This is a genomic window from Gordonia terrae (genome assembly GCF_051789125.1).
Taxonomy (GTDB): Bacteria; Actinomycetota; Actinomycetes; order Mycobacteriales; family Mycobacteriaceae; genus Gordonia; species Gordonia terrae_A.
In genome coordinates this window covers 3992593-4008017 of record NZ_CP196526.1, presented here as the reverse complement: position 1 = coordinate 4008017, position 15425 = coordinate 3992593, and the positions used below count along the sequence as shown (strand labels likewise).

General features: G+C 67.5%; 16 protein-coding genes. 11 read left to right on the top strand and 5 right to left on the bottom strand.

Annotated elements, in window-relative coordinates; genetic code table 11:
• Positions 1 to 12 precede the first annotated feature (12 nt).
• The 8 genes from ACSUZC_RS18065 to ACSUZC_RS18030 are packed head-to-tail and all read left to right on the top strand — an operon-like array spanning position 13 to position 6978.
• Entirely contained in the window at positions 13 to 594 is a 582-nt protein-coding gene (locus ACSUZC_RS18065) for a TetR/AcrR family transcriptional regulator (protein ID WP_439029846.1), read from the top strand.
• Positions 594 to 1835, top strand: a complete 1242-nt coding sequence (locus tag ACSUZC_RS18060; protein WP_439029845.1) for a cytochrome P450 — start codon at positions 594 to 596, stop codon at positions 1833 to 1835. The genes ACSUZC_RS18065 and ACSUZC_RS18060 overlap by 1 nt, the downstream gene beginning before the upstream one ends.
• Entirely contained in the window at positions 1835 to 2647 is an 813-nt protein-coding gene (locus ACSUZC_RS18055) for an SDR family oxidoreductase (RefSeq protein WP_439029844.1), read from the top strand. Before ACSUZC_RS18060 ends, ACSUZC_RS18055 begins: the two co-directional genes overlap by 1 nt.
• Positions 2644 to 4011, top strand: a complete 1368-nt coding sequence (locus ACSUZC_RS18050; RefSeq protein WP_439029843.1) for a cytochrome P450 — start codon at positions 2644 to 2646, stop codon at positions 4009 to 4011. The genes ACSUZC_RS18055 and ACSUZC_RS18050 overlap by 4 nt, the downstream gene beginning before the upstream one ends.
• Positions 4011 to 4235 (top strand): ferredoxin, encoded by a 225-nt coding sequence (locus tag ACSUZC_RS18045; RefSeq protein ID WP_439029842.1) that lies wholly within the window; start codon positions 4011 to 4013, stop codon positions 4233 to 4235. Before ACSUZC_RS18050 ends, ACSUZC_RS18045 begins: the two co-directional genes overlap by 1 nt.
• 11 nt (positions 4236 to 4246) lie before the next feature.
• Positions 4247 to 4792, top strand: a complete 546-nt coding sequence (locus ACSUZC_RS18040) for a nuclear transport factor 2 family protein (protein WP_439029841.1) — start codon at positions 4247 to 4249, stop codon at positions 4790 to 4792.
• A gap of 6 nt (positions 4793 to 4798) precedes the next feature.
• Complete coding sequence (locus tag ACSUZC_RS18035; protein WP_439029840.1) at positions 4799 to 6067, top strand: hypothetical protein; 1269 nt, start codon at positions 4799 to 4801, stop codon at positions 6065 to 6067.
• Complete coding sequence (locus tag ACSUZC_RS18030) at positions 6064 to 6978, top strand: SDR family NAD(P)-dependent oxidoreductase (RefSeq protein WP_439029839.1); 915 nt, start codon at positions 6064 to 6066, stop codon at positions 6976 to 6978. Before ACSUZC_RS18035 ends, ACSUZC_RS18030 begins: the two co-directional genes overlap by 4 nt.
• 10 nt (positions 6979 to 6988) lie before the next feature.
• On the opposite strand, the gene ACSUZC_RS18025 is transcribed toward ACSUZC_RS18030, so the two are convergent.
• Together ACSUZC_RS18025 and ACSUZC_RS18020 are read right to left on the bottom strand one after the other, a co-directional pair.
• Positions 6989 to 8005 carry an NAD-dependent epimerase/dehydratase family protein gene (locus ACSUZC_RS18025; RefSeq protein WP_439029838.1) on the bottom strand — a complete coding sequence of 339 codons (1017 nt, stop codon included), beginning with the start codon at positions 8003 to 8005 and terminating at the stop codon, positions 6989 to 6991.
• A gap of 3 nt (positions 8006 to 8008) precedes the next feature.
• Complete coding sequence (locus ACSUZC_RS18020; protein WP_439029837.1) at positions 8009 to 9055, bottom strand: phosphotransferase family protein; 1047 nt, start codon at positions 9053 to 9055, stop codon at positions 8009 to 8011.
• A gap of 266 nt (positions 9056 to 9321) precedes the next feature.
• Here ACSUZC_RS18020 and ACSUZC_RS18015 point away from each other — a divergent pair, with 266 nt between their 5' ends.
• Positions 9322 to 10185, top strand: coding sequence for a mycofactocin-coupled SDR family oxidoreductase (locus tag ACSUZC_RS18015; RefSeq protein WP_439029836.1), 864 nt, complete (start codon positions 9322 to 9324; stop codon positions 10183 to 10185).
• Between the two features lie 16 nt (positions 10186 to 10201).
• Here the strand turns inward: ACSUZC_RS18015 and ACSUZC_RS18010 are convergent, their stop codons facing one another.
• From ACSUZC_RS18010 to ACSUZC_RS18000, 3 genes are all read right to left on the bottom strand, one after another.
• The gene (locus ACSUZC_RS18010) at positions 10202 to 11326 is read right to left on the bottom strand and encodes a TIGR03857 family LLM class F420-dependent oxidoreductase (RefSeq protein ID WP_439029835.1); all 1125 of its coding nucleotides are present in this window, start codon (positions 11324 to 11326) and stop codon (positions 10202 to 10204) included.
• On the bottom strand, positions 11323 to 12912 hold the full coding sequence (gene fadD1, locus ACSUZC_RS18005) for a fatty-acid--CoA ligase FadD1 (RefSeq protein ID WP_439029834.1): 1590 nt from the start codon (positions 12910 to 12912) through the stop codon (positions 11323 to 11325). Before fadD1 ends, ACSUZC_RS18010 begins: the two co-directional genes overlap by 4 nt.
• Before the next feature lie 102 nt (positions 12913 to 13014).
• A complete protein-coding gene (locus tag ACSUZC_RS18000; protein ID WP_439029833.1) occupies positions 13015 to 13476 on the bottom strand; it encodes a hypothetical protein in 462 nt (153 codons plus the stop codon).
• 105 nt (positions 13477 to 13581) lie between these two features.
• On the opposite strand from ACSUZC_RS18000, the gene ACSUZC_RS17995 reads away from it, so the two are divergent.
• Positions 13582 to 14490, top strand: coding sequence for a PaaI family thioesterase (locus tag ACSUZC_RS17995; RefSeq protein WP_439029832.1), 909 nt, complete (start codon positions 13582 to 13584; stop codon positions 14488 to 14490).
• 98 nt (positions 14491 to 14588) lie between these two features.
• A complete protein-coding gene (locus ACSUZC_RS17990) occupies positions 14589 to 15395 on the top strand; it encodes a TIGR03084 family metal-binding protein (protein ID WP_439029831.1) in 807 nt (268 codons plus the stop codon).
• The last annotated feature ends 30 nt before the right edge of the window (positions 15396 to 15425 follow it).

The following is a 15425-nucleotide window of genomic DNA, read 5'->3' as shown; positions in this document are numbered from 1 at the left end:
AGCGTGGCTCACATGTCCAGCCCCGTATCCCAGGAATCCACTCGTCGCAGGCTGACGCAGCAGCAGGCGGAGACGGTCACACGCCTCACTGACGCCGCGGTCGACGTGTTGAATGCCGAGGGCTTCGACGGCCTGACCGTGCGGACGGTCGCCAAGATCGCCGGCGTCGCGCCCGCAACGGCCTACACCTACTTCTCGTCGAAGAGTCACCTCGTCGCGGAGGTGTTCTGGCGTCGGCTCTCCGCAGGGGTGCTGGAACCGGATCCCACCGCGTCGCCCACCGAGCGGGTCGCCCAGGTGTTGCGCGAGGTCGCGCTGGTGGTGGCCGGTGAGGGCCAGCTCGGCGGCGCGGTCACCGTGGCGCTGCTGGGCACCGATCCCGACGTCGAGCACCTCCGGGTCCGCATCGGCGCGTTCATCCGCCGACGCCTCGCCGCCGCGCTCGAGGAGGACCCGGAGAATCCCGGACCTCTGCTCGACGCCCTCGAGATGATCTACTCCGGCGGCCTCGTCTACGCCGGTATGGGTCACATGACCTACGAGCAGACCTCCGAACGTCTTGTCGCAGCCGCACATCTACTGATGGAGAAGTGATGACCGAAACGACGGCGGTGTCGGGGATGGAGCATGAACTCCCCTTCGACCCGTATGCCTATGGTTTCCACGAGGATCCCTATCCGACCTACTCCCGTCTCCGCGCGGAGGCGCCGGTCTACTACAACGCCGGGATGGACTTCTGGGCGCTGGCGGGTCACGCCGATGTTCGGGCTGGATTCCGTGACACGCAACGACTCTCGAACAGCTGGGGTGTGTCGATGGACCCCTCGGCCTACGGCCCCGACGCCCACAAGTCGATGTCGTTCCTCGCGATGGACGATCCCAAGCACATGCGGATCCGCAAGCTGGTGTCGAAAGGGTTCACGCCGCGACGGGTCAACGAACTCACGGGTCGGATCACCGCTCTGACACATCAGCACTGGAGCAGGTGCCTCGACAAGGGCGAATTCGACTTCGTGCACGACTTCGCCGCGCTACTGCCGATGGATGTTGTCTCCGAGCTGCTCGGCGTCCCCGAGGCCGACCGCACCCAGCTGCGTCACCAGTCGGATCTACTGCTGCACCGCGAGGACGGGGATCTCGACCTCCCGGAGGCGGCGATATACGCGTACATCGAACTGCACAAGTACTATTCGGAGCTCATCGCCGATCGCCGCAAGAACCCCGGCGAGGATCTGGTGTCGGCACTCATCGAGGCCGAGATCGACGACGAATCAGGCACGAAGACAAAGCTCACCGAGGACGAGATCGTCGGCTTCATGGTGCTGATGGTGGTCGCAGGCAACGAGACCACCACCAAACTCCTCGCCAACGCCCTCTATTGGGGCTGGCGCAATCCCGACGAACTGGCCAAGGTCTTCGCCGACCCGGAGGTCGTCGTCCCGGAGTGGACCGAGGAGACACTGCGTTACGACAACTCGACACAGATCGTGGTGCGACGGGTGGTCGAGGACGCGCCCTACGGCGACTTCGTGATCCCCGCGGGCGATCGCGTCCTGCTGCTCGTGGGCTCGGCCAACCGCGACACCGAGGTGTTCGGGGCCGACGCCGATCAGTACCAGATCGGACGGGACTGCAGTCAGGCGCTGATGAGCTTCGGACTGGGCGCACACTTCTGCCTCGGCGCGCACCTCGCGCGCCTCGAGGCGAACATCGGACTCGGCGAGGTCGTGAAGTCGATCCGATCGGTCGACATCGACATCGACAACGCGGTGCGGGTGCACTCGGTCAACGTGCGCGGCTTCGCCGATCTGCCGGTGAAGGTGACGGTGCGCTGATGGCATTCCGTCCCCACCCCCAGCGTCGTCCCGTACTCGTCGCCGGCGCCTCGTCGGGCATCGGTGCGGCGACCGCCGAATACCTCGCGGCCGCAGGTTATCCCGTGGCTCTCGCGGCACGACGCGTGGAGAAGCTGCAAGAGCTCGCCGACAAGATCACCACCGCCGGAGGCGAGGCGGTGGCCGTGCCGCTCGACGTCACCGACGAACAATCCGTCGTCGACTGCGTGGCCAAGGCGCAGGCGGCGCTCGGCGATCTCGAGATCGTCGTCGCCGGAGCCGGGGATCTCGCGATCGGCCTCTCCTACGAGACCAGTACCCAGCACTTCGCCGATCAGGTCAACATCCACCTCACCGGTGCCTATCGGATCTACCGGGCCGCCATCCGCGGCATGATCGACCGTGCCCGAGGCGATTTCGTGTTCATCGGCTCGGACGTCGCCGCCCACCCGCGTCCCTGGTCGTCGGCATATGTCGCCGCGAAGTCGGGGATCGACGGTCTCGTGGCGACCATCCAGCTCGAACTCGAGGGCACGGGCGTGCGCGCGGGAGTGGTGCGTCCCGGGCAGACCATCACCGGGATGGGGATGAACCTCGACGCGACGGCCACGGAGAACATGCTCAACGACTGGATCGCCCACGGTCTGGCCCGGCACGGCAACTTCCTCTCACCCGAGCACATCGCGCAGGCCGTTGCGGCCATGGTGACCATGCCGCGCGGTGCGCACATGCGATCGGTCGACGTGGAGGCCGAGGGCGCGGTGAGCGACAACAAACGACAGGCAACACAGGAGAAGGGGACGGATCGATGACCGCCATCACCGAATCAGGCCTGAAACAACCGAATCGTGTCTCGGGGGGCGACGGCGAGCACGGGCACCTCGACGAACTCGCCACCGACCCGATCTCGCTCTTCTGGCGCGTCCGCGAGGAATGCGGGGACGTCGGCATGTTCCAGCTCGCCGACCGGGAGGTGGTGCTCGTCTCGGGTGCGGCCGCGAGCGAGGAGTTCTTCCGCGCCCCGGAGGAGGACCTGGATCAGGCCGCGGCCTATCCGTTCATGACCCCGGTGTTCGGGGAGGGCGTCGTGTTCGACGCGAGCCCCGAGGAGCGGTCCAAGGCCATCCACAATTCGGCGCTCAAGGGCGCCCACATGAAGCAGCACGCGGTGACGATCCCCAACGAGGTCGAGCGGATCATCGCCGAGTGGGGCGACGAGGGCGAGATCGACCTGCTCGACTTCTTCTCCGAACTGACGCTGTACACCTCGTCGGCGTGCCTCATCGGCCGCAAGTTCCGCGAGCGGCTCAGCGGACACATCGCCCACCTCTTCCACGACCTGGAGAAGGGCACCGACCCGATCGCCTACGTGGACTACAACGCCGACATCGAGAGCTTCCACAAGCGCGACGAGGCGCGCGCCGAGCTGGTCGAGTTCATCCAGGGCGTCATGGACGAGCGGATCGCGAATCCCACCGAGGACAAGGAGGATCGCGACCTGATGGACGTGCTCGTCCAGGTCGGATTCGACGCGAACACCATCACCGGCATGTTCATCTCGATGATGTTCGCCGGACACCACACCACATCGGGGACCGCGGCCTGGACACTCATCGAGCTGCTGCGCAACCCGGAATACATGGCGCGGGTGTATACCGAGCTCGACGAGATCTACGGCGAGACCCCGCCCGGTGAGCGCCCGGAGTACACCTTCGCCCACACCCGGCAGATGCCGCAGCTGGAGAACGCCCTCAAGGAGGCGTTGCGGCTCCACCCGCCGCTGATCATCCTGATGCGCGTGGTACAGAACGACTTCCACGTCGAGGATGTCGAGGTGAAGGCCGGTCAGTCGATCGCCGTCTCGCCGGCGATCTCCAACCGTCTGCCCGAGGACTTCCCCGACGCGGACACCTTCGACCCCGACCGGTATGACAAGCCCCGCCAGGAGGACCTGGTCAACCGGTGGACGTGGATCCCCTTCGGTGCCGGCCGGCACCGCTGTGTCGGAGCACAATTCGCGATCATGCAGCTGAAGGCCATCTTCTCCGTGCTCTTCCAGAACTACGAGTTCGAGATGCTGCAACCCCCGGAGAGCTACCGCAACGACCACTCCAAGATGGTCGTCCAGCTGCAGCAGCCGTGCCGGGTCGCGTACCGGAAGCGCCAGGCCTCCTGATGCGCGTCGAGGTCGATCTGGATCTGTGCCAGGGGCACGGCATGTGCGAGATGGAGGCGCCCGACGTCTTCGCCGCGCACACGGATCATGTCGAGATCCTCGACGCCGACCCCGACGAATCCAAACGTGCCGAGGTCGAGGCGGGTGTGCACTTCTGCCCGACGCAGGCTCTTCGGATCATCGAGGACCAAACCAGTCAAGACGTCACCCACGACGACGAATGAAGGTGTAACACATGTCTTTTGATCGCGCCGAACTGGACGAGATGAAGGAGCGGTGGCTCGCCGCCAACATCGAGGCCGAGAAGGCGGGGGACTGGAAGCCCCTCGCCGACTTCTACACCGAGGACGCCACCTACGGGTGGAACTACGGTCCCAAGAAGGACTTCATGGCCGTCGGCCGTGAGGAGATCCGCGAGCTCGCACTGGGGCAGGAGATGGAAGGCCTGCAGGGCTGGGAGTACCCCTACCAGGCGTGGGTGATCGACGATCGCACCGGCGACATGATCGGGTTGTGGAAGCAGATCTACGAGGGCACCCGCGCCGACGGTAGCCATTACGCCCTCGAGGGCATCCAGGGCAGTTGGTTCAAGTACGGCGGGAACTTCCAGTTCTCTTGGCAGCGAGACTTCTTCGACTACGGCAACGTCTCCGCCCTCTTCATCGAGATGATGAAGGACAACGCGATGAGCGAACCGATGCTCAAGCGGGTCGAGAAGTCGGCGCCCGGAAACCTGCCGGGGTGGTACGACTTCGGCAAGGCGCCGGTCGCGTTCTGGTGATCTGACGTGACTTCCACAGCCCCGACCTACCAAGGTCTGAGTCAGGATCAGCTCGCCGTGCTCGTCCCCGAACTGTTGCTCTCGGGTCAGATGATCGACCGCAGCGGGATGGCGCACCTCATCAGCGCGTTCGGGCGAGACGTCATGGGCAAGATCGCCATCGAGGAATGGATGGCAGCCAGCCCCGTCTACACGCACCGGATGAGGAGCGCGCTGGGTATCGACGGCGACGGCGTCGAGGACATGTTCAAGTGTCTGCAGCTCGACATCGGCGCCCCACCGCAGTTCATGGACTTCCGCTACCGGATCGACGACGAATACCACGGTTCGTTCGTCCTCGATCACTGCGGCGCCCTGCTCGACGTCGAACCCCTCGGCGACGACTACGTGACGACCATGTGCCACGACATCGAGGACCCCACGTTCGACGCGACGGCCATCGCCACCAACCGTCGTGCCCGGATCCGGCCCGTTCATCGTCCGCCCCGGCGGCCGGCCGGGCGGACTCCGCACTGCGAGTGGACGGTCACCATCGAGCCCGATCGCGACGAGCTCCCACTGCCGCCCGACTCGGTCGACATGTTCGCCACCCGGGCCGGCCAACTCGTCCTGTCGCCGATCGACACCTCGGAGGCCGACGGCTGGGTCGATTACCGGGGGCCTCTCGTCGAGGACCTGCAATTCGCGGAGTGGTCGACATCGGCGCTGGTGCGGGTCGCCGAAGAGGTTGCGCTGCAACACCAGTTGCTGTCGCTGGGTTTTCTCGTGAGCCTGCGCAGGTCCGCCGACAGTGCCGCGCAGACCATCGAGATCTTCCGCAAACAGTTGATCGGTATCGCCGGGCTCGCCGCCGACCGGATCCGCGCCGCGCTCGATCTGCCCACCGGCGTGGCGGGTTTCGCCGAGGTGCTGGCGCTGCATCCGTGCTTCGGACCGATCCAGTACACGGGGGTGACCACCGAGGTCGACGGCGAGACGGCCCTGGTACGGATACCCCAGGAGTCACACGCGATGACCGACGGCGGCTGGATGTCGATCATCGACGTGGACCATCTCGAACCCCTGCAGGCCGCGGCGACCGCGGTCGACCCGTATCTGGCCGTCGTCGACGCAGAAGTCGTCGACGGCGAGCTGCGGGTGCGCGTCGGCGTCTCCGACACCGCCCGCAAGGAGTTCGGTGAGGTGTCCGTCGCGCGGTTCAGCGGCGGCGCGAGTTTCGAGTTCACCGACCGCGGACGGTCGATCCCGATCACGCCGGTCGGCAGCTCGGCGTGACCTCCGGCGGGGGCCGGTCACCCGGCTCCGCCGGACTCGGCGGCCGGGTCGCCGTCGTCGCGGGTGCGACCCGCGGTATCGGTCTGGCGGTCGCGTATGCCCTGTCGGGTCAGGGCGTCTCGGTGGTGGTCAACGGACGCGACCCGGACGCCGTCGACGCCACGGTCGCCGAGATCCGCGGGGGCGGAGGTTATGCCGTGGGGGTCAGCGGGTCCGCCGGTGACGACGGCGTGGCGCAGGCGATGGTCGAGGTGGCGCTCGAGGAGTTCGGCGCGCTCGACATCGCCATCAACTGCGCCGGGATCGCGGAACCGCCGGCGTCCACGGTCTTGACGATCACCCCCGCCGAGTTCCGCGAGCAGCTCGACGCCCATCTGATGAGCGCATTCCACCTCGTACAGGCCGCGGGGCGGGTCTTCGTCGAGCAGGAGTCGGGCTCGATCGTCCTCACCGGATCGGCGGCTTCTCTCGGCATGTTCGGCGGGAGTGGCTATCCCGCAGCCAAAGGCGGTGTCAACGCACTCGCGCTGGCCGCTGCCGCCGATCTCCGCGATCACCGCGTCCGGGTGAACGTGGTCATGCCCGGAGCCAAGTCGCGCCTGTCATCCGGCGACGACTACGTCGCGCACATCGAAGGTCTGCATCGCCGGGGTATTCTCGACGACCTCACCCGCGACGCCGCACTCGATCCCGCGCCGCCGGAGTACGTCGCCCCGCTGTATGTCTTCCTCGCCGGCGACGCCGCCGAACACATCTCCGGTGACATCTTCAGTGCGGCCGGTGGTTTCATCGGTCGGTTCGAGACGCAGCAGGCGAGCTTCGTCGCCTATCGCGATCACAAGGACACCTCGCCGTACAGCCTCGACGAACTCGCCGACATCCTGGCCGGTCCGTCAGGCCGCCGCGTGTGACCGTCGCCGTTCACCGGTCGCGGGATCGTTCGGCGGCTGCGCGCGCGGCGCGGCGTTCGAGCCAGAAGCGGGCGCCGTCGGCGATGGCGTCGGTGACCGGTTCGGGGTGCCAGTCGAGGTCGCGTTCGGCCTTGCCGTGATCCATCTCGGACATGAAGTGCATCAATCGGACCGCGGGGATCGTCAGCTGCACGGGGCGCCCGGTCACCGCGGCACGTGCGGAACCTGCTGCACCGCAGACATACAGGGCGGGCCGGCGGAGGACCACTCGTGGGGGTCGGCGACCAGCGGCCGCTGCTGCGACGGACACGATCTCCCCGATGTCGATGGACCGGTCGGCCACGATGTACCGATCGCCGACCACCCCCCGATCCGCGGCGAGGTGGAGGGCGCGAGCGGCGTCGTCGATGCCGACGGACTCGGCACGACAGCCACGGATGGTGAACGGCAGCCTGCCGAGCGCGGCGCCGGCGACGAACGCGCCGTGCGGCGTGGGTTGCCAGTCGCCCGGGCCGTAGGTGTTGGCGACACACATGGCGACCGCGGGCACGGCACCGTCCCGGGCGCGCCGGAGCACCAGGTCCTCGGCCGCCACGCGGCTCTTCACATAGTCGGGTGCCTGTCGCGACCAGTTGAACCGATCGGCTTCGGTCGCCGGACGGCCCCGGACTCGACCGATGGTGGCGACACTGCTCGTGAAGACGAATCTGCGCAGCGACTGCCGGGCGGCGACGTCGAGCACCGATCTCAGTGCGTCGACGTTCGTGCGGTACAGCGGTGCGGGGTCGCGTAACCACGCGCGGGTGTCCACGGCGCAGTGGTACACCACCTCGCAACCGCGCATGGCTCGCTCGAGGGATGCCGCGTCGAACAGATCACCGGTGACGTGTTCGACATCGAGTCCGGTCAACGATCGGAGGTCACTCGTCGAGCGGGTCAGGACGCGGACGTCCTCACCGGACTCGACGAGCCGCCGCACGAGGCGTGAGCCGAGGAACCCGTTGCCGCCGATGACGAGTGACGTCACGGGTCAGAGTCCGCCGGGGACGAGATCGTCGATGGCGGCGGCGCTGCGCGACAGCATCGCGTCGAACATCGCCGTGCCGCGCTCGGTGGGTTGCGCAGCGGCGGAGCCGAAGACGGTGATCAGCGGTGCCTGGATCAGGTTGCCGACGTAGTCGTCCCAGCAATCGTCGAGCGTGTAGTCGTCGATCCCCGCGGTGACCAGCGCGCGATGATACGACGCGACGATCCCGCGTTCGTGTCGGCGACGGTCCTCGGTCGTAAGGCTGGTGCTCAGCAAGAACGCGATGTCGCGGAGAGGGTTACCGGTGGTGATGGTCTGCCAGTCGATGATCGTGACCTCTCCCACCGGCCCGAAGAGGACGTTGTCGACGCGCAGATCGCCGTGGATGAGAGCGGTGTTCGTCAGTGGTGCGACGAGCCAGTCACCGGCCTCCCGGACCAACCAGTCGATGGCTGCCGACGACAGACCGTCGGGGTCGAAACGTTCGCGATACAGGTCGGCCATGGGGCCGAGTATCGAGTCCATCACCTCACGATCGGAGGCGGTGGGCAGCGGGATCTCTGCCAAGAGGGTCGGGTCGTTCCAGCGGGGCGCGTGCAGGCCCGCCGCCGCGATGGCGACCGACTCGGCCTGTGCGGCCGAACATCCGGAGATCTGGTCGCCCTGGACCGCGTCACCCATGTCCTCTAGGAGCAGCACGAACTCGGTGCCGGCATCGGAGATCGTCGTGGCGAAGCAGGTGGGCGTCGGCACCGTGAAACCCGCGGCCAGATCCCGATAGAAGCGCACCTCGTTGCGGAACACGCCCGAACCGAGTTGCCGTTGTGCGGTGTCCCCGGTGGCGAGTTTGGCGACGATCGTCCCCGGGATATCGGAGCTGACAGCGTGATTCAGCGTCAATCGGTACGACCCGGCCATCTGTCCGGTTCCCACCGGTTCGGCGGAGATGGAATCGATGGCGGCCGGGTGACCGTTGCTCGTGAGCAGATCTGTCAGCCATGTGGGAGTCAGATCCTCGACGCAGGTGGGGATCTCGGCGATCTCGGGCACGCAGGCATCCTTTCGGCCGGCGGAAGATGGCAGTAGGTGTGATGGCGCTCACCTCCGGCCGGTGGAGGCGACACTACCGAGTCGGTGGACTGGTGTCCAGAGAGTCGCCCGTACCGGGCCGTGCGGGTCGTCGGTGGTGCGCGGACCGGCCGTCGCGCCGGGAAATCCATTCGGCCACATGGCCGGTCGTTCCGGATTAGGATGCACCCACGGTGCGCCGAGCCTGTCGCCCGGATCGCGAACGGCCCGAGATCGAGGAGAACCGAGTGACCACCAGACTCGACGGCAAGGTTGCACTGATCACCGGTGCGGCACGAGGTCAGGGACGCAGCCACGCCGTGCGGTTGGCCGAGCAGGGTGCCGACATCATCGCCGTCGACATCTGTGACCAGATCACCACCGTCAACTACGCGATGAGCACCCCGGATGATCTCCAGCAGACCGCCAAGATGGTTGACGCGACGGACCGCAGGGTCATCGCCAAGATCGCCGACGTGCGCAGTCGCGATGCCCTCCAGGCCGCGATCGACGAGGCGGTGTCGGAGTTCGGTCGACTCGACATCGTCGTCGCCAATGCCGGTATCAGCCCGCTCGGGCCCGAAAGTCCCTCTGTGACTTGGATGAACACCGTCGCGGTCAATCTCGGTGGCATCATCAACACGCTCGAGTTGTCGCTGCCGCATCTGGAGTCGGGGGCGTCGATCATCTGCATCGGATCGATGGCTGCGTTCATGCCGTCGTTCGAGTCCGCGCAGGCGGGGCCGGGGGCGGGTGGTTACGGTCATTCCAAACGCGCGGTCGCCCGGCTCGTCAACGACCTGGCGCGTCATCTCGCACCAAAAGGCATCCGGGTCAACGCGATCCATCCGGGCAACGTCGACACCGCGATGGTCCACCACGACGAGATCTACCGTCTGTTCCGGCCGGACCTGGACAAGCCGGCGTATGACGATGTGAAAGACGTCTTCGCGTCGCTGCACGCGATGCCGGTCGATCTGCTCGCACCGGAGGACGTCACGGAAGCGGTCCTGTATCTGGCGTCGGACGCCGCCCGATACGTCACCGGGCAGCAGCTGCGCGTGGAGGCAGGCGCGCTTCTGAACTCGGTGCCGCCCGGCGTCCCGGACTGAGCGGCACCGCGCACCACTACGAGGCTCGCGCCGCACCCGGATTCGCGGGCAGCCCCGGCAACCCGGGTCGCAGCGACCGGTAGGCGTCGACCACGGGTAGGAGTTCCGAGGGGGCCGCGCCGTGCATGATGACCGAGTCGACGCCGAGCTCGAACTGCCGGGCGACCGCGGCGGCGCAGTCCCTCGCGCTGCCGACCGCGCTGTCGGCGATCCAGGACGCCGGGATGATCCCGGCGAGCTCGGTCAGCTCCTCGACCGTCGCGGTGGCATCGATCGGCCCGCGCGCACCGGCGAAAGCCGCACTGGCACGGACACGGTCAAGGTCTCCGGCATCCCATCCGTTGGCCTTCACCAGCACGTCCGGGTATCCCTGCAGATAGGTGGCGAGACGGCCGTACAGGCGGCGTAGACGGTCGGCGTCGTCGAAATGGTCGGGAACCGTGGCGATCACGGACCAGATCCGTACCTCCCCCGGATCTCGCCCGGCTTGTTCGGCCGCGTTCCGGACGGTCCGGACCGCGGCGCTGGTCGCCTCGTCGGAGAAGAAGGTGTGGAGCACGACGCCGTCCGCGATTCGACCCGCCAACCGTAATGTGTTGGGGGACATGGTCACCAGCATGATCGGGACCGGGGGCACGGCGACACCCAGATTGAGGTAGTCGTACTTGCCGAGGGCGCCGTCGTGCCCGAGGATCATCTCTCCACGCCACAGTGTCCGTAGGACGGTGATTGCGTCGGTGAGCTGGGCACTGGTCACGTCGGGTACGCCGAGCACCTGCCACTGCGCCGCGAACCCGCGCCCCAGACCGAGGGCGAACCTGCCGCCGGTCATCGTCGAGAGGGTCGCGCCCATGGATGCGGTGATGATGGGATGCCGCGTGTTGTGATTGGTGGCGGCGGTGGCGACCCCCATGCGCGTGGTCACCGCGCCGAGGCCGCCGGCGAGTACGGCGGCGTCCTTGACGTTGAAGCGTTCGGAGACGAACGCCGCTCCGAACCCCGCGCGGTCGGCGAGCCGGGCCTCCTCGGCGAGCTCGGCCGGGTCGACCGGGTGGCGGGAGAGCGCGTAGTACCCGAGCTCGGGCAACAGTGACGCCTCGGCCGCGGGTGGGGCGTTGGGGGACGTCTGGGTGTCGGTCATGCGCTGGCGCCCACCGCTTCTCGATAGACGCGGGTTCGCGGCTCCCGGACCCACAGGGTGCCCGCGCCGGCGGTGGCCCCCTCCGCCTTCAGTGCGCGTTTGAGGATCTTGTTGGTCGCGGTCGAGGGCAGGTCCTCGGCGATGCGCACGAAGGACGGCCAGGCCTTGGGGGACAGGTCCGCCTGCGCGGCGAGCTGCTCGGCGAAGGATTCCGGAGTGAGTTCGGTGTCGTCCTGGAGCACCACGGCGGCCATCACCGCGTCGCCGACGTGCTCGTCGGGAACGGCGTAGACGGCTACGCGATTGATCTCCGGGATACGCAGCAGGATGCGCTCGATCGGTCCCGCGGCGATGTTCTCGCCGTCGACACGCATCCAGTCGCCGGTTCGGCCGGCCAGATAGATCCAACCGTCGGCATCCTTGTAGGCGAGGTCGCCGGACCAGTACATCCCGTTGCGGAGTCGTTCGCTGGTCGCCTCGGAATCGTTGTAGTAACCCATGAACATGCCGCCGCCCTCGATGTTCACGAGTTCGCCGATGGCCTCGTCGGAATTGGACAGCGCTCCGTTGGCGTCGAATTCGGCTCGCGGGCATTCGGTCATCGTCGCCGAGTTGTACACGGCCACATTGGGGAAGCCCTTGCCGATCGATCCGTGCGGGGTGCCCGGCTCGCGGGTGATGATGATGGCCAGCTCGGTGGAGCCGAATCCGTCCCAGACCGTGCAGCCGAAGCGTTCGGAGAAATCGTCGATGTCGCGGTCGGTGGCCTCGTTGCCGAAGGCCACACGGAGCGGGTTGTCGGCGTCGTCGGGCTTCGGTTCGGTCGCGAGGATGTAGGCGAGCGGTTTACCGACGTAGTTCATGTAGGTCGCGTTGTACCGGCGGATGTCATCGAGGAATGTCGACGCGGAGAACTTGGCCGGAGCGATCGCGGCGCCTCCGCAGAGAGCGACGCAGTACCCGCCCATGAGGGCGGCGCTGTGGAACAGGGGCATCGACAGGTAGCAGACGTCCCCCGGGCCGATGTCGTACTTGTCGGCGAGCACGGGGCCCGCAAAGGGCATCATCATGTGCGCGAACTGGACCGGTTTCGGGTTACCGCTGGTGCCGGAGGTGAAGATCAGCATGAAGGTGTCCATCGCACCCGGCACCGAGTGCGGGACCAATTCGCCTGCGCCGGAGAGCATGTCCGACCACTGCGGAGTGGAGGTGTCGAGCACGGTCACGCCGGGCAGATCCAGTCCCTCGAGAAGGGGCCGGTGTTCGGCGTCGGTGACGAGGATCTGACAGTCGGCACGCAGGATGTCGGCGGCGAGTCCGTCGCCGCGGCGGGTGTTGTTGATCCCGGCCGTCACATAACCGCCGAGTGCGCCGGCCGCCAGCGCGAACAGCATGTCGGGCGTGTTCCCGAGAAGGACCCCCACATGCATCGGCCGGTTGGGGTCGGCCACCCCGAGGATCGCCGATGCGCACCGGCCGGCGTCGTGGATGTATTCACGCCACGTCCATTGACGACCCTCATATGTGATCGCGAGGTTGTCGTCCTCGGCGCGCTCGTGCAGGAGTTGGGTGACTGTCTCGGCCATGCGGCCAAATCTAGAACGTGTTCACCCGGCGTGTGTACAGATTTGCAGAATTGTCTACTGCCGGGTCGGCCGGGGGCGATGACGCGCCCCCGGCCGCACTGATCAGCGGGTGAAGGAACCGCTGCCCGGGACGACCGTGAAGGTCTGATCGCCCTTTCCGAGGATCGTCGTCGTGAACTCGATGGAACCCGTTCCGGTCGCGACGTCGACGCCGTCGGAGGGCCGGCCGTCGGTGCATGCGGCGAACACCTCGTCACCGGAGGTCCCGTTGGTGGTGTTGCTCCACGAGATGCCCACGCGTGCGCCGGCGAGGTTGGTCGCGCACGCCTCGGTCGGCGTCGTGTTGAGCGTGATCCGGGTGACACCCGGCTCGGTCGCCGATGCCAGGATGCCGGCCACGAATCCGCCGGTGACCTTGTTCGAGTCGATGGTGACCCCGGCATTGGGGACCTGCTCCACGCTGAGGGCTCGTTCCGCGGGAACGGCCTGCGCGTCCGCCGCTCCCATGCCGAGCGCTCCCACTGCCGCAATCGCCCCGAGTGTTGCCACAGCCTTGCGTCGCATCTGTCTCTCCCGTCACTTCGGACACACGTACCCGGTCAGAGTACGGGAGTGATGTTCGACTCTCCAATGTGAGATCGGCGGCTCATCGCTGATAGAAGGGAATTCATGAGCGAGCCGCACGACCCACTGTCCGCATTTCACATCGGCGACATCTCCGTGTCGGAAACCGGGGTGCGTGCTTCCCAGGAGCTGTGCGCGCAGTTCGCCGATCACCGCGGCCTCATCGAGCTACCCGCGCTCGCGGTCCTGTTCGACCACTGCGGCGGCATCCCCTTCCACCGCGTCCACGACGACCCGGCAGCCGCGACGCTGCAGGCGCGGCTGTCGATGTCGGCGCATGGGCGACCCCGGGTAGGGGAGACCCTCACCGCGTCGGCAGAGGTGGCGATGCACGACGACAGCTGGGGTTCCACGACGGTGGAGATCCGCGGCGGCGATGGCCTCTGCTGCATGGGTACCGCCCGCAACGTGCGCGTGGGGCGTGCACTCGCCGGGGACCCGCCGTCGACGAAACCCGGTGCCACGCCGTCCACCTGCGCGGGCGAGCACGATGCGGCGCTGCCGGAGGCGATCCCCGGCTCCCTGTCCGGACGCCTGGTGATCGACGAGATCGCGAACAAGGTGCGCGAGCCCGGGCCGCTGGCGTCGCTGCTCAACGGCCGGGTGGAGGTCCTCGACGCGCCCGGCGAGCGCGACTCCGGTATCCGGTTCCGCAGCGCGACCGAACTGTGGATGGGCAACATGTTCGGCACGATGCACGGCGGCGTGATCGCCACGATCGTCGGTCAGGCCGCCTCGTATGCCGGACATCTCCACGCCGGCGCCGGTCAGGGCTATGCCATCGGCGACATGTCGATCGGCTTCTACCGGTCGCCCGCGGTGGACGGCAGCGAGGTCGTCGTGGAGGTCACGCCGATCAAGACCGGCCGCCGGATCTCCTCCTTCGAGGCCACGATGACGTCGTACGACGACGTGCTGCTCAGTCGCGCCACGGTCGACGTCCTCTATCACTGAGCGGCCTTCCGGCCGCCACCGCAACGGCCGGGTGGACCGGAACGCAAAAACAATCAAGCGTGCTTGATTCTTCTGATGGCCTGTGTGAGGCTGAGCGCATGCCTTCCGATGGACAAGCGGCGGTGCTCGGTGTCGTGGCCGACCTCGAGGCCGAATCCGCTCAGCTCGACGCGCTGGTGGCGGAGCTCGACGATGCGGGGTGGGCCACCCTGACACCTGCGCCGGGGTGGAGCATCGCCCACCAGATCGCCCATCTCGCATGGACCGACGAGGTCGCGACCATCGCCGCCACCGATCCCGACGAATTCGCCCGGTTGCTCACCGAGGCCGCGTCGAACAACCCCGAGACCTACGTCGACGACGCGGCCGAGAGCGGGGCGGCGGCGCCGGCCGACGAGATCCTGGCCAGGTGGCGATCGGCGCGCGGGCGGCTGGCCGATGCGCTGCGGGAGGTCCCGTCCGGCACCAGGATCCCGTGGTTCGGCCCGCCGATGTCGGCGGCCTCGATGGCCACCGCGCGCCTCATGGAGACCTGGGCGCACGGTCTCGACATCGCCGACGCCCTCGGTGTCACCGTCTTGCCGACGGACCGGATTCGCAGTGTCGCCCACATCGGCGTGCGAACCCGGGACTTCGCGTACATGGTCAACGGTCGGACCCCGCCGGCCGAGCCGTTCCACTACGCCCTCACCGCTCCCTCGGGTGAGATGTGGACGTGGGGTCCGGCCGACGCAGCCAACTCGGTCCGCGGACCCGCACTCGACTTCTGTCACCTCGTGACGCAGCGCCGCGCGCTCGCCGATCTCCAGCTCGAACTGACCGGACCCGACGCCGTCGAATGGTCCGGGATCGCACAGTGTTTCGCGGGTCCGCCCGGCCGCGGGCGCGAGCCCCGATCGACCTGACACCGCTCGGACCCACCCCCATCCACCCGC

What these genes read in the sequence shown, in the direction of transcription:
- ACSUZC_RS18065 (WP_439029846.1), top strand. Translation starts at nt 13, where the DNA reads ATGTCCAGCCCCGTATCCCAGGAATCCACTCGTCGCAGGCTGACGCAG.
- ACSUZC_RS18060 (WP_439029845.1), top strand. Translation starts at nt 594, where the DNA reads ATGACCGAAACGACGGCGGTGTCGGGGATGGAGCATGAACTCCCCTTC.
- ACSUZC_RS18055 (WP_439029844.1), top strand. Translation starts at nt 1,835, where the DNA reads ATGGCATTCCGTCCCCACCCCCAGCGTCGTCCCGTACTCGTCGCCGGC.
- ACSUZC_RS18050 (WP_439029843.1), top strand. Translation starts at nt 2,644, where the DNA reads ATGACCGCCATCACCGAATCAGGCCTGAAACAACCGAATCGTGTCTCG.
- ACSUZC_RS18045 (WP_439029842.1), top strand. Translation starts at nt 4,011, where the DNA reads ATGCGCGTCGAGGTCGATCTGGATCTGTGCCAGGGGCACGGCATGTGC.
- ACSUZC_RS18040 (WP_439029841.1), top strand. Translation starts at nt 4,247, where the DNA reads ATGTCTTTTGATCGCGCCGAACTGGACGAGATGAAGGAGCGGTGGCTC.
- ACSUZC_RS18010 (WP_439029835.1), bottom strand. Translation starts at nt 11,326, where the DNA reads ATGACCGACACCCAGACGTCCCCCAACGCCCCACCCGCGGCCGAGGCG.
- fadD1 (WP_439029834.1), bottom strand. Translation starts at nt 12,912, where the DNA reads ATGGCCGAGACAGTCACCCAACTCCTGCACGAGCGCGCCGAGGACGAC.
- ACSUZC_RS18000 (WP_439029833.1), bottom strand. Translation starts at nt 13,476, where the DNA reads ATGCGACGCAAGGCTGTGGCAACACTCGGGGCGATTGCGGCAGTGGGA.
- ACSUZC_RS17995 (WP_439029832.1), top strand. Translation starts at nt 13,582, where the DNA reads ATGAGCGAGCCGCACGACCCACTGTCCGCATTTCACATCGGCGACATC.
- ACSUZC_RS17990 (WP_439029831.1), top strand. Translation starts at nt 14,589, where the DNA reads ATGCCTTCCGATGGACAAGCGGCGGTGCTCGGTGTCGTGGCCGACCTC.